This window comes from Pseudomonas sp. 2995-1, from assembly GCF_002742505.1.
GTDB classification, from domain to species: domain Bacteria; phylum Pseudomonadota; class Gammaproteobacteria; order Pseudomonadales; family Pseudomonadaceae; genus Aquipseudomonas; species Aquipseudomonas sivasensis.
The window spans coordinates 116,704-130,346 of sequence record NZ_LJSA01000432.1 but is presented as its reverse complement, the minus strand read 5'-3'; the positions used below and the strand labels follow the sequence as shown (position 1 = coordinate 130,346).

Here is a 13,643-nt window from a genome sequence, read left to right as displayed (position 1 = left end):
GAGAAATAGCCACTTGCCATTTGAGTTGATGATAAGCATTATCATTTGCTGCAAATCGGTCTGGTATCACTGTGAGCCAATCTCGCTTCAACCAAGTCTTTCTCACCCAACGGGTGATTCTGCTACGCACCTTGCAGCGGATGGTGAATAACCACAGCACCGCCGAGGACCTGCTGCAGGAAACCTACCTGCGCGTCACACGGGCCCTCAGCGAGCGGCCGATCGATCACCTTGAACCCTTCGTTTATCAAACCGCACGTAACCTCGCGCTGGACCACCTGCGCTCACGCAGAATCCAGGCCCGCACGCTGCAGGAAGATGTCCCGCTGGACATCCTGCAAAGCGTCGCCGCCCCTATCAGCACCCCCGAAGATGCGACTCAGGCCGAGCAACTGCTTGAACACCTGAGCGTCAGCCTGGGCCAATTGAGTGCCCGCCAGCAGCAGATTTTCATCCTCAGCCGCCTGCACGGGTGCAGCTACCAGGAGATTGCCGATCAGTTGGACGTGTCCCTGAGCACGGTGCAAAAGGAACTGAAATTGATCATGGCCATCTGCGTAGGTGTGGCCGACCGGCTGGATCGGCCTTAAGCTGCACGCGACAGAAATGTCGACCCGAGCTGTAGGAATAATGAATAGAACGTGGCGAAGACCCGAGGAACACCGTGACGGACCCCAATAAACTGCGCCCTCATGAGCTGGCTCATGAGGTGCTGCAAGACACGGCTATGGACCAGGCCCTGGATTGGCTGATTGCCTTGCAGTGCCCGCAAGCTGGGCAGCAGGCCGAGTTTGAAGCCTGGATGGCCCGCGACCCGGCCCACGTCAACGCCTTCGCCAAGGCCCAGGCCGCCTGGGGTGGCGCGCCGGTTCACAGCGCCGCGGTGGCCCTGGCCGCGCCGCGCAAGCCCAGCGCCTGGCGCCGAATCAAACCCCATTGGAAACCGCTCGCCACCGCCGCGGTGTTGCTGATCGGGCTGTTCAGCTTCAGCAACCTGCCGGTGCGCCTGCAGGCCGACCACCTCACCGTGGTGGGCGAACGACAACGTCTGCAATTGGACGACGGCTCGAAAGTATTGCTGAACACCAACTCGGCGTTCTCCAGCAGCATCAAGGACCACCAGCGCATCGCCCGCCTGTACCAGGGCGAGGCTTTTTTCGAGGTTGTGCCCAACCATGGCCAGCCCCTGGAAATCGACGCCGGCCCGGTGCGCGCCAGCGTGCGCGACACCGCCTTCGCCGTGCGCTACCTCAATGGGGAGGCCCAGGTGCAAGTGCAGCGCGGTGATGTCGACCTCAGCAACACTTTCGACGATGCCCGCGTACGCCTGCGCGCCGGCGAAAGTATCCGCATCGGCCCCAAAGGCTTCGGCCAACCGGCCAAGCTGGACGCCAATAAGGACCTGGCCTGGGTGCAAGGCCGGCTGATTTTTGAAAACTGCCCGATGAGCGAAGTGCTCGCCGAGTTGCGCCGCTATTACCCCGGCTGGATCGTCAACACCAACGACCAACTCGCCAGCGTCGCGGTCACCGGCAATTACCGGCTCGATCAACCCCTGGACGTCGTGCGCTCACTGGCGCACATCACCTCTGCCAAGCTCTCGGAATACCCGGCGCTGGTCATCCTGAACTAAATGAGAATTATTTTTACTCGATAACCTTCGGCGGTACGTCTCGTCTTAGCCAATGCAACTGATTCCTATTTGATTCGGTTCGCAACTATAAGATTCGTCCCCCGGAGCGCTTTCGATGTCCTCTCGTTTCAACCGCCGGTCTTCTTCGCCCGTCCTGTCCTTGTTGACTGCCGCCATCCTGCTGGCCGGCGCGCCGGCCATGGCCGCCACCGCTGCCGAACCGGTTTCGCGCAGCCAGGGCAACTACACCTTCAGCATCGAACAGCAGCCGCTGGTCTCGGCGCTCAACGCCTTTACCGCCGTGACCGGCTGGCAAGTCGGCCTGCCCGCAGAGCTGGGCCAGGGCGTGTCGTCTCCTGGCGCACGCGGCCCGTTGTCGCCAGAAAAAGCGTTAGACCGGCTGTTGGTGGGGACCAACCTGAGCTACCGCAAACTGGGCAATAACAACATCGTGCTGGAAAAGCGCGCAGCGGGCAGCACCCTCAATCTGCAACAGGTGACCATCAGCGCAACCCGTAACGCGCAGGATGTGAACAGCGTGCCGAGCACCGTCAGCGTGCATGAGCGTGAGGAACTGGACCGCCAGAACGTCAACAACATCCGGGAACTGGTGCGCTACGAGCCCGGCGTCTCGGTAGGCGGCGCAGGCACCCGCGCAGGTAACGCCGGCTTCAACATTCGAGGCATCGATGGCGACCGTATCCTTACCCAAGTGGACGGTGTGGAAGTGCCGGGCAACTTCTTCAACGGTCCCTACGCCAAGACCCGCCGCAACTACGTCGACCCGGAAATCGTAAAGCGCGTGGAAATCCTGCGCGGGCCGGCGTCGGCCCTCTACGGCAGCAGCGCCATCGGCGGCGCCGTCAGTTACTTCACCCTCGACCCGGTTGACATCATCAAGCCAGGCCAAGACTTCGGCGCCCGCCTGAAGACCGGCTACAGCTCCGCCGACGAAAGTTGGCTGACCTCTGGCACCTTCGCCGGCCGCGTTCAAGACTTCGACGGTTTGCTGCACCTGAGCCAGCGCAACGGTCACGAAACTGAGTCCTACGACGGCAACAACGCCACCGGCCTGGATCGCACAGGCGCCAACCCGGAAGAAGCGCGCACCACTAACATCCTGGCGAAGCTCGGCTGGAACTATGGCGATGACAACCGCCTGGGTCTGACGTACGAGAAGTACAAGGATGATCGCGACGTCAACCTGAAGAACGCGGTGGGCGGCCCGTTCATCGGCGGCCGAGGCTTCAACCTCTACCGTGATCGTCGTGGTAACGACACCATCACCCGTGAACGTTTCGGCCTGGAAAACAGCTTCGCCCTTGAGTCGCCGATTGCCGACCGCATCAAGACCAGCGTCAATTACCAGATCGCCAAGACCGACCAGACCACCGCCGAAATCTATCAATCCGGTCGTCGCGTCCTGCGCACACGCGACACGCTCTACCAGGAAAAACAGTGGGTTTTCGATGCACAGTTGGACAAAGCGTTCAGCCTTGGTGAAACCGATCACCAAGTGACCTACGGCACCACCCTCAAGCAGCAGAAAGTCACCGGCTCGCGCGAGGGCAGCGCCACCTGCGTGGCCGTCGGCAGCGGTTGCACCGCCATCGGCGCGCCCAGCCCGATGGCCTCCGATAGCGTGAAGAAGGCCAGCGACTTCCCCGACCCGACCATCAACACCTATTCGCTGTTCGCACAGGACCAGATCACTTGGGACAAATGGACCTTCCTCCCCGCCGTGCGCTATGACTACACCCAGCTCAAACCCAAGCTGACCCAGGAATTCCTCAACACCGTCAACCCGACAGGTGCGGAAACGGTGAGCGACAAGAAGAAAACCTGGCACCGCGTGACGCCCAAGTTTGGCCTGACCTACGCGCTGACGGACCAATACACCTGGTTCGGCCAATACGCCGAAGGTTTCCGCACGCCGTCCGCCAAGTCGCTGTACGGCCGCTTTGAAAACTTGAACCTGGGCTACACCGTCGAACCCAATCCGGACCTCAAGCCGGAGACCAGCAAAGGCATCGAAACCGGGATTCGCGGCAAGTTCGACGAGGGTTCCTTCGAGGTGGCGGTGTTCTATAACAAATACCGCGACTTTATCGACGAAGACAACGTCGTGGTCGGCGGCACTGCCGAGCAGTTCCAAGCCGTCAATATCAAGCGCGCCAGCGTCAAGGGCGCCGAAGCCAAGGGCCGCCTGAACCTGGATGCATTCGGTGCCCCACAAGGCCTATACACCCAGGGTGCGGTCTCCTATGCCTACGGTCGCAACGACCAAAACGGCGAACCGCTGAACAGCGTCAACCCGCTCAAGGGCGTGTTCGGCCTGGGCTACGACCAGGACAATTACGGCGGCCTGCTGAGCTGGACCCTGGTGAAGAAGCAGAATCGCGTAGACAGCTCCACCTTCCACGCGCCGGACGGCGACACCAGCGGCCCATTCAAAACCCCCGGCTTCGGCGTTGTCGACCTGACCGCCTACTACAAAGTCACCAACGACGTGACCATCAACGGCGGCCTCTACAACCTCACCGACAAGAAGTACTGGAACTGGGATGACGTACGCAGCTACGACAGCGTCGGCGAAGCCGCGGTAACCGGCCCGGCCAACCTCGACCGCCTGACCCAGCCCGGCCGCAACTTTGCGATTAACGTGATCTGGGATATCTGACCAAGCCCTTCTCACCTCGTCGAAATATCAACGACGAGGTGAGGATTTTTTACTGTGCCGCGTCTTCTTGTTCGTCTAGTTGATAACCGCTCTCTTTCGGGCACCAAGGCGCTCCCCTTCTCAAGGACTTTTTCATGACCGCTTCTCCTAACGCAGAACGTCCAAGCCTGCGCTCCCAGCGCCTGAACCAGATCACCAACGAGCCGCACACCAAGCTGGATGCACTGGTGAAGGCTCATGCCCCGTTCGAAACCCAGGCCAACTTTGCCCGTTTCGTGGTGGCGCAGTACCTGTTCCAGTCGGAACTGGTGGCCCTGTACAACGACGCCGAACTGATCAAGATCGTGCCTGACCTCGCCGCACGCTGCCGCGCCGAAGCCGTCAAGCTGGACCTCGCCGACCTGGACACCGAAGTGCCGGCTGCGGTGGCCGGTGCAGTGAGCAACCCGAGCAAAGCAGAAGCCCTGGGCTGGCTGTTCGTCTCGGAAGGCTCCAAGTTGGGCGCCGCGTTCCTGATCAAGCGCGCCGTAGGCCTCGGCTTGAGCGAAACCTTTGGGGCCCGCCACTTGGGTGAGCCAGCCGGCGGTCGTGCCGAAGGCTGGAAGCGCTTCACCCGCACCCTCGACGGCCTGCAATTCAGCCCCGAGGAAGAGGCCGCAGTAGAAAAAGGCGCGGTGGATGCGTTTGTGCGCTTCACCGTGTTGCTGGAACAGGCGTACGCTAGCGCCCCTGAACTGGCCTGATCCCGCAAATTGAAATGCAACCCAATGTGGGAGGGGGTTTGCCCCCGATAGCGGTGCATCAGCCAACAAATAGGTAACTGACCCACCGCCATCGGGGGCAAGCCCCCTCCCACATTTTGATCGCATTTAAGTTCGGACTTTTTTGTAACCTTCCCCAAGAAAAGCTTCACCATGACTGGCAAAACCCAATCCACCTCGAAAATCGCACAGATCCTGTTCGGCCTGCTGGCCTATGTCAGCCTGGGCATCGGGCTGGTGGCGATTGTGATACCCGGTTTGCCCACCACCGAGTTCATCCTGCTGGCCGCCTGGGCCGCGACCAAAAGCTCGCCACGCCTCAGCGCCTGGCTGGAAAACCACCGCCTGTTTGGGCCGATCCTGTTCAACTGGCGCAACGGCAAGATCATCGCGCGCCGGGCCAAAGTCAGCGCCACCGTGAGCATGCTGTTGTGCGCGATCCTGATGCTGGTGATGCTCGACCATGGCTGGCCCATCTACCTGGCGATTGCCGGGATGAGCCTGGGCAATCTGTGGATCTGGTCACGCCCCGAACGGCTCGCACAGCCCGTATAACCCTACCTGTAGGCGTTTTCCTACCGCCCATCGCCTTCTGCTCATGAAAGCCCCTACCGCGCCGATGCTCCGGATATAGCGCTGAATGGACTTGGCCGTGCTGTGCATTCCAACAAGACCATTCGTGAGTGAACCTATGTTCGACACCCTCTCTATCCGCTTGAAAATCGTGCTGCTGTCCGGCCTTTGCCTGCTGGGGGTGATTACGCTGATCGTGAGCATCAATCTGTACGAAACGGACCAGAACGACCATCTGATCAGCGATTCAAGTTCACGCATGCTCACCAGCAGCGTGCAAAGCCTGTTGCAGGCAAGGGCCGCTGAACAAGCGGTGCAGTTGCAGAAAACCTTCGGCGAAAATCTAACCGCGGTCACCGCCCTGGCCGACCAAGTCAAAGACTTGCGCAACCTCGCCGCCAAACGTGCTCTGGAGCCCGCAGCCCTTCGCGAAGAACTCAATCAGAGCCTGAAAACCGCCTTTGAACGCAACAACAAGGTGCTCGGAATCTGGCTGTCGTTCGAGCCCGATGGCTTGGACGGTAAGGACAGCGAATTCATCAACGACAAGGCCCGCGTCTCCAATGAAAAAGGCCGCTTTTCCAGCTACTGGAGCCGTGCCGGGGGTGAAGGCCTGAACACCATCATGGTCGAGGAAGACCTGACCAAGACCACCCCCAACCTAAACGGCACACCCTACAACATCTGGTACACCTGCCCGCGTGACACCCGCAGCACCTGCCTCTTGGATCCGTACGAAGACACTGTGGCCGGCAAACCGGTACTGATGACCACCATTTCCCAACCGCTGCTGGTGGATGGAAAAGTGATTGGTGTGGTGGGTGTGGACATTGCGCTCAACAGCCTGCAAACCCTGGCTGATGCGGCCCAAAAGACGCTGTTCGATGGCGCCGCGCACCTGGAGGTTATCTCCAGCACCGGTCTGATTGCCGCCTACAGCGGCGAGCCTGCGCGGGTCGGCAAAAATCTGATCGATACGCTGGGCGCCGAGGGCAATGAGATCGTGCAACTGCTGGCCAATGACAGCCACGTCAATCTTGAGCAGGGCGATACGATTCGTGCGGTCTACGCAGTCAAGCCGATCGCCGATGCCAAAGCCTGGGGGGTGGTGATTAAACTGCCCAAACACGTGATGCTGGCCGACACCGTAAAACTGCAGGAGGTCCTCGACAAAGCCCAGGCGACCGGCACCCTCAAGGCCTTGCTGGTGGGCGCTGCCGCCGGGCTCCTGGGTTTGCTGCTGATCTGGCTGACCGCCACCGGCGTAACCCGCCCGATCAACAGCGTGGCCGCGATGCTCAAGGACATCGCCAGCGGCGACGGCGACCTCACCCAACGCTTGGCCTACAGTAAAAAGGATGAACTGGGCGAACTGGTGAACTGGTTCAACCGCTTCCTCGACAAGCTGCAACCGACTATCGCCCAGATCAAGCAAAGCATCACCGAGGCCCGCGGCACGGCGGACCAGTCCTCGGCCATCGCCCGCCAGACCAGCGAAGGCATGCAGGTGCAGTTCCGTGAAATCGACCAAGTGGCCACGGCGTCCAACGAAATGAGCGCCACCGCCCATGACGTCGCCAACAGCGCCTCGAATGCCGCCAGCGCGGCACGCGGTGCCGATCAGTCGGCGCGCGAAGGCATGCAGATCATTGAAAAGAGTACGCGGGATATCACGATCCTCGCCGAAGAAGTCAGCAGGGCCGTGGGCGAAGTCGAAGCCCTGGCAGTCAACAGCGAGCAAATCGGTTCGGTGCTGGAAGTGATCCGCAGCATTGCCGAACAGACCAACCTGCTGGCGCTGAACGCGGCGATTGAAGCGGCACGCGCGGGCGAAAGCGGCCGCGGCTTTGCGGTGGTGGCCGACGAAGTCCGTAACTTGGCCAAGCGCACCCAGGATTCCGTGGAGGAGATCCGCCTGGTGATCGAACGCATCCAGAGCGGCACCCGTGGCGTGGTCGCGACGATGCACTCAAGCCAAAACCAGGCCCAGAGCAATGCCGGACAGATCCATCAGGCCGTGCAGGCCTTGGGCAAGATCAGCGACGCCGTGACGGTGATCAGCGACATGAACCTGCAAATCGCCAGCGCCGCCGAACAACAGAGCGCGGTGGCCGAAGAGGTCAACCGTAACGTCTCGGCGATCCGCACCGTGACCGAAACCCTCACCGGCCAGGCCACCGAATCGGCGGCTATCAGCAGCCAACTCAATGCGTTGGCCAGCCAGCAGATGAAACTCATGGATCAGTTCAAGGTTTAAGAAACACCACAGGTGAAATGTGGGAGGGGGCCTGCCCCCGATAGCAGTGTGTCATTCAGCAGATTCATTGACTGAGACACCGCTATCGGGGGCAAGCCCCCTCCCACATTTTGATCGCGTACTGCTTAGAGACCCGTCCAAGCCTGCACAAACGCCGCCACATCTTCCTTCGGTGCCGTACGCGGCGGGTTCTGCGGGGTACCCAAATAGAGGAAGCCAATCACTTCCTCATCCGCCGTCAGCCCCAGGCCTTTGGCAACGTGGGCCGAGTAGGACAACTCACCCGTACGCCACACCGCACCAATCCCCTGGGCATAGGCCGCCAACAGAATGCCGTGGGCCGCACAGGCCGCCGCCAGCAGTTGCTCAGACTTGGGTACCTTGAAGTGCTCCTGCAAACGGGCGATCACCACCACCACCAACGGTGCGCGCAATGGGCCGTTCTGGGCCTTGTCGATGGCGGCTTGCGGGGCGTCGGCGTCTTGCAGGCGTGCAGCCTCGGCCAGCAGCGTCCCCATCTGCTCACGGGCGGCGCCTTCTACGGTGAGGAAACGCCAAGGGCGCAATTGACCGTGGTCGGGTGCACGCATAGCAGCGGCGAACAGCACGTCGCGCTGCTCCTGGGTCGGTGCCGGCTCCAGCAAACGCGGCACGGAAACACGGTTGAGCAAAGCGTCGAGAGCCTGCATTGGCCACCTCCAGAAAAAATGTGCGGTCATTCTAGCGGGAATAAACCGGCGACCACCAAACGATAATTGCTCTTATTCATTCCCCCCGGCCCTGTTAGACTTTGCGACCATATTTTTCACGCTCGTTCAGGAAACTCGATGTTCCGTTCGCTTCTTCGTCTGTCCGTCGTATGCATGGCCTTGGGCCTGACTGCGTGCGATGACGCCCCCAGGTTCACCAAGGCCGAGCCGGGTGAATCGCGGGCAGGCGGCGCGACGACGGTGAATAAGCGCGACCAGAACGCGTTTTCCCTGCCGTCGGCCAACTTGTCGCCGACGCGCCGCTTGGACTTCAGCGTCGGCAACAGTTTCTTTCGCAGTCCTTGGGTGATCGCGCCGTCCACCACCACCGCCCGTGATGGCCTGGGCCCGTTGTTCAACACCAACGCTTGCCAGAACTGCCACATCAAGGACGGCCGTGGCCACCCGCCGTTGCCCGACGCAGCCAATGCGGTCTCGATGCTGGTGCGCCTGTCGATCGCCCCGCCAACTCAGGATCAGCAACCCTACGCCAAACTCATCGAGCAAGCAGGCGTGGTGCCAGAGCCGACATACGGCGGGCAATTGCAGGACATGGCCGTGCCCGGCGTCACTCCGGAAGGCAAAGTGCGGGTCGACTACACACCGGTCAACGTCACCTTCAAGGACGGCACCGTCGTCGAACTGCGCAAGCCGGACCTGCAGATCACCCAACTCGGCTATGGCCCAATGCCCCCCGACCCCCGTTTTTCGGCGCGCATCGCCCCGCCGATGATCGGCCTTGGCCTGCTTGAAGCCATCAGCGACGCGGACATCCTGCGCAATACCGACCCCAAAACCGCCGATAAAGAAGCCATCGTCGGCCGGGCCAATCAGGTGTGGGATGACGCCCAGCAAAAAACCGTGCTCGGGCGTTTTGGCTGGAAAGCCGGACAACCCAACCTCAATCAACAAAATGTTCACGCGTTTTCTGGTGATATGGGCCTCACTACGTCCCTGAGACCCTTCGATGACTGCACCGAAGCCCAAGTGGCCTGCAAACAGGCGCCCAACGGCAATGGCGCCGATGGCGAGCCGGAAGTCAGCGATAACATTCTGCGCCTGGTGCTGTTCTACACCCGTAACCTTGCCGTGCCCGTGCGCCGCCAGGTCAACGATCCGCAAGTCCTGGCCGGGAAAAACCTGTTCTTCCAGGCCGGTTGCCAGGGGTGCCACAAGCCGACGTTCACCACCTCAGCCAATGCCGCCGAGCCTGAATTGGCCAACCAAGTGATCCGCCCCTATAGCGATTTGCTGCTGCACGACATGGGCGATGGCCTGGCCGACAACCGCAGCGAATTCAAGGCCGGTGGCCGCGACTGGCGCACGCCGCCGTTGTGGGGCATTGGCCTGACACACACCGTAAGTGGCCATACCCAGTTTCTGCATGACGGCCGCGCCCGCAACCTGCTGGAAGCCGTGCTCTGGCACGGCGGTGAGGCACAAGCGGCGCAGCAGCATGTGTTGTCCTTTAATGCCGAACAGCGCGCTGCGTTGCTGGCGTTCCTGAATTCTTTATAAGCTTCGCCCCACTTACAGAAGGGAGCTCGACATGTTCCGTCCCAAGTTGTTGTTCACCAGCCTGGCCGCCCTCGCCCTGGGCGCCTGCTCGCCACAAGACCCGCAAGCTGTGACCTCTGCAGCGATCGCCAAACAAGTGATCCTGCCGACCTACAGCCGCTGGGTCGAAGCCGACCGTCAATTGGCCGTCAGCGCCCTCGCCTACTGCCAGGGCAAGGAAAGCCTGGACACCGCCCGCGCCGACTTCATCCATGCGCAAAAAGCCTGGGCCGAGTTGCAACCGCTGCTGATCGGCCCGCTGGCCGAGGGCAACCGTGCATGGCAAATACAGTTCTGGCCGGACAAGAAAAACCTGGTCGGGCGCCAGGTCGAGCAATTGGTCACCAGCCAGCCGCAGATCGACGGCGCCGCCCTGGCCAAGTCCAGCGTAGTCGTGCAAGGCCTGTCGGCCTACGAATACATCCTCTACGACGCCAAGACCGACATCGCCGACGATGCGAACAAAGCCCGTTATTGCCCACTGTTGGTGGCCATCGGCGAGCGTCAGAAAACCCTGGCCGAAGAGATCCTAGCCAGCTGGAACAGCACCGATGGCATGCTCGCGCAGATGACCAAGTTTCCGAACCAGCGCTACGCCGATTCCCACGAAGCCATCGCCGACCTGCTGCGCGTCCAAGTGACCGCCCTGGACAGCCTGAAGAAAAAACTCGGCACGCCCATGGGCCGCCAGACCAAGGGCATCCCGCAGCCGTTCCAGGCCGACGCTTGGCGCAGCCAGTCGTCCCTGCAAAGCCTGGAGGCCAGCCTTGCTGCCGCCCAGACCGTATGGGTCGGCGTCGACAACAAAGGCCTGCGTGGCCTGCTGCCGTCGGATCAGAAACCATTGGCCGACAAAATCGACGCCGCCTACGCCGCGTCCCTGAAACTGTTCGCCAGCAACCAGCGCACCCTCAACGAACTGTTGAACGATGACGCCGGTCGCCAGCAACTCAACGACATCTATGACAGCCTCAACGTCGTCCACCGCCTGCACGAAGGCGAACTGGCCAAGGCGCTGGGCATCCAACTGGGCTTTAACGCCAACGACGGTGACTGATGATGCTCAGGCGACAGGCTTTGGCGGTTGGCAGCGTACTGCTCAGCGCACTCACACTGGGTGGTTGGACGTTGTTCAAGCAGAAAGACAAGGGTCCGCTGCTGCTGTCGGCGCGCGATGATGCAGACGGCAAGCACTACGCCGTGGGTTATCACTTGGACGGCAAGCAAGTGTTTGCCACTCAGGTCGGCCAGCGCTGCCACGACATCATCAACCACCCGACACTGCCGATTGCGCTGTTCGTCGCCCGTCGCCCAGGCACCGAAAGTTACCTGATCGACCTGCGTGATGGCGCGCTGCTGCAAACCATCACCTCGAACACCAATCGCCACTTCTACGGCCATGCGGTGATTCACAAGAGCGGCGACTGGCTGTACGCCACCGAGAACGATACGTCAGACCCCGGCCGTGGCTTGCTCGGTGTGTATAAGTTCGAAGGCGAGCGGCTGGTGCACAGCGGCGAACTTTCCACCCACGGCATTGGCCCGCACCAGGTGTCGTGGATGCCCGACGGCGAGACGTTGATCGTGGCCAATGGCGGCATTCGCACCGAAGCCGAAAGCCGCGTGGAGATGAACCTCAATGCCATGGAGCCGAGCCTGGTGTTGATGCAGCGCGATGGCACGCTCATCAGCAAGGAAACCCTGGCCCAGCAGATGAACAGCGTGCGCCATATGGGCATCGCCAGCGATGGCACCATCCTTACCGGGCAGCAGTTCATGGGGCCGTCCCAGGAGCGTTCCGAGTTGCTGGCGATCAAGCGTCCGGGGCAACCGTTCGTGGCGTTTCCAGTGGCAGACGAGCAATTGCAGGCCATGGGGCATTACACCGCCAGCGTCGCGGTGCACAGCGAGTTGCGCCTGGTGGCATTGACGGCGCCACGTGGCAATCGCTTCTTTATCTGGGACATGGACAGCGGCGAACTGCGTCTTGATGGTCCGTTACCCGATTGCGCAGGGGTCGGTGCAGTAGAGGATGGGTTTGTCGTCACCTCCGGCCAAGGCCGTTGCCGCTACTACGATTGCCGCCAGAAACAGTTGGTCGCCAAACCGCTGGAATTACCAGCAGGGCTCTGGGACAACCATCTCCACTTGATCTGACATCCCCCTGTAGTCGCCGGCAAGTCGGGCTATTACAGGGCCGTTGACCTGTCAAAAATACCGTCTGGAATCCCCACTACACTCGGAGTAATGTTTCGAGCTTGTCTGTTTTCGTCTGTCTCAGTTTTTCCAAGGAACCGGAATATGCTGCGCCGTCGCATGCTGATCATGTTGGGTGTCGTCCTGTTAATCGTCCTGCTGCTGGCGGGCTATAAAGCCTTTTCCATCTATCAGCAGATCCAGGTCTTTTCCAAACCCAAGCCGCCCGTGAGTGTCGCCGTCGCCACCGCTGTCGAACAGCCATGGCAGCAACGCCTACCGTCGGTGGGCACGCTCAAGGCTTTGCAAGGCGTCAACCTGAGCCTGGAAATTGCGGGAACGGTCAAAGACGTGCAGTTCGAATCCGGGCAGAAGGTCAAGGCCGGGCAACCCCTGGTGCAACTGGACAGCGCCGTAGAAAGCGCGCTGCTGGAAACCGCTCAGGCCGACTTAGGCCTGGCCCAGTTGGATTACGGACGCGGCAGCCAGTTGGTGGGCAGCCAGGCGATTTCCAAAGGCGAGTTCGACCGCCTGTCCGCGCAACTGCAAAAGAACAAAGCCACGGTCAACCAGCTCAAGGCCTCGCTGGCGAAGAAGCATATTGTCGCGCCGTTCAGCGGCACCATCGGCATTCGCCAGGTGGACGTGGGCGACTACCTGGCCAGCGGCACGGTGATCGCCACCTTGCAGGACATCAGCAGCCTGTATGTCGACTTCTATATCCCCGAGCACGCGGTGCCCAAGGTCGCCATCGGCCAAACCGTGCAGGTGCAGGTCTCAGCCTACCCCGGGCAGCAATTCCCCGGTCGCATCAGCGCGATCAACCCCAAGGTCGAGGACAGCACACGCAATGTCCTGGTGCGCGCCACCCTGGCCAACCCGGACAACACATTGCTGCCCGGCATGTTCACCAGCCTCGACGTCTTGCTGCCCAACCCCACCGCACAGATCGTGGTGCCGGAAAGCGCAATTACCTACACCCTCTACGGCAACTCGGTGTACGCCGTGGCCGAGAAGAAGAACGAAAGCGGCGCGCTGGAAAAGGACGCCAATGGCCAACCGCTGCTGGTCGCCGAGCGACGCTTTGTCGAGACCGGCGAACGACGCGGCGGCCTGGTGCTGGTGAGCAAGGGCTTGAGCGCCGGTGAACAGGTGGTCAGCGCCGGTCAGCTCAAGCTGGATAACGGCACGCCCATCGCCATCAGTCCGGACAAAAACCTGCCGGCAGGGCACTGAG

At 61.3% G+C, this 13,643-nt stretch carries 11 protein-coding genes; 10 read left to right on the top strand and 1 reads right to left on the bottom strand.

What is annotated here, in order from left to right; all coding sequences use genetic code 11:
- Window positions 1-71 precede the first annotated feature (71 nt).
- The 6 genes from AOA61_RS22485 (at window position 72) to AOA61_RS22460 (ending at window position 7,904) form a co-directional block, all read left to right on the top strand.
- Window positions 72-590, top strand: coding sequence for an RNA polymerase sigma factor (locus AOA61_RS22485; RefSeq protein ID WP_032890856.1), 519 nt, complete (start codon window positions 72-74; stop codon window positions 588-590).
- Window positions 591-664: 74 nt separating this feature from the next.
- A complete protein-coding gene (locus AOA61_RS22480) occupies window positions 665-1,633 on the top strand; it encodes a FecR domain-containing protein (protein ID WP_099602750.1) in 969 nt (322 codons plus the stop codon).
- A 115-nt stretch (window positions 1,634-1,748) separates the two neighbouring features.
- Window positions 1,749-4,313 (top strand): TonB-dependent receptor, encoded by a 2,565-nt coding sequence (locus AOA61_RS22475; RefSeq protein WP_099602749.1) that lies wholly within the window; start codon window positions 1,749-1,751, stop codon window positions 4,311-4,313.
- Window positions 4,314-4,447: 134 nt separating this feature from the next.
- Complete coding sequence (locus AOA61_RS22470; protein WP_099602748.1) at window positions 4,448-5,056, top strand: biliverdin-producing heme oxygenase; 609 nt, start codon at window positions 4,448-4,450, stop codon at window positions 5,054-5,056.
- Between the two features lie 171 nt (window positions 5,057-5,227).
- The gene (locus AOA61_RS22465; RefSeq protein WP_032890851.1) at window positions 5,228-5,629 is read left to right on the top strand and encodes a YbaN family protein; all 402 of its coding nucleotides are present in this window, start codon (window positions 5,228-5,230) and stop codon (window positions 5,627-5,629) included.
- Window positions 5,630-5,765: 136 nt separating this feature from the next.
- Complete coding sequence (locus AOA61_RS22460) at window positions 5,766-7,904, top strand: methyl-accepting chemotaxis protein (RefSeq protein ID WP_099602747.1); 2,139 nt, start codon at window positions 5,766-5,768, stop codon at window positions 7,902-7,904.
- Between the two features lie 125 nt (window positions 7,905-8,029).
- On the opposite strand, the gene AOA61_RS22455 is transcribed toward AOA61_RS22460, so the two are convergent.
- On the bottom strand, window positions 8,030-8,593 hold the full coding sequence (locus AOA61_RS22455) for an NAD(P)H nitroreductase (protein WP_032890847.1): 564 nt from the start codon (window positions 8,591-8,593) through the stop codon (window positions 8,030-8,032).
- A 138-nt stretch (window positions 8,594-8,731) separates the two neighbouring features.
- Here AOA61_RS22455 and AOA61_RS22450 point away from each other — a divergent pair, with 138 nt between their 5' ends.
- The 4 genes from AOA61_RS22450 to AOA61_RS22435 all read left to right on the top strand — a co-directional run bounded on the left by AOA61_RS22450 (window position 8,732) and on the right by AOA61_RS22435 (window position 13,642).
- Window positions 8,732-10,171 carry a di-heme oxidoredictase family protein gene (locus AOA61_RS22450; protein WP_099602746.1) on the top strand — a complete coding sequence of 480 codons (1,440 nt, stop codon included), beginning with the start codon at window positions 8,732-8,734 and terminating at the stop codon, window positions 10,169-10,171.
- 31 nt (window positions 10,172-10,202) lie between these two features.
- A complete protein-coding gene (locus tag AOA61_RS22445) occupies window positions 10,203-11,267 on the top strand; it encodes an imelysin family protein (RefSeq protein ID WP_032890843.1) in 1,065 nt (354 codons plus the stop codon).
- A 2-nt stretch (window positions 11,268-11,269) separates the two neighbouring features.
- Window positions 11,270-12,367, top strand: coding sequence for a DUF1513 domain-containing protein (locus AOA61_RS22440; protein ID WP_032891083.1), 1,098 nt, complete (start codon window positions 11,270-11,272; stop codon window positions 12,365-12,367).
- 144 nt (window positions 12,368-12,511) lie between these two features.
- On the top strand, window positions 12,512-13,642 hold the full coding sequence (locus AOA61_RS22435) for an efflux RND transporter periplasmic adaptor subunit (protein ID WP_099602745.1): 1,131 nt from the start codon (window positions 12,512-12,514) through the stop codon (window positions 13,640-13,642).
- The last annotated feature ends 1 nt before the right edge of the window (window position 13,643 follow it).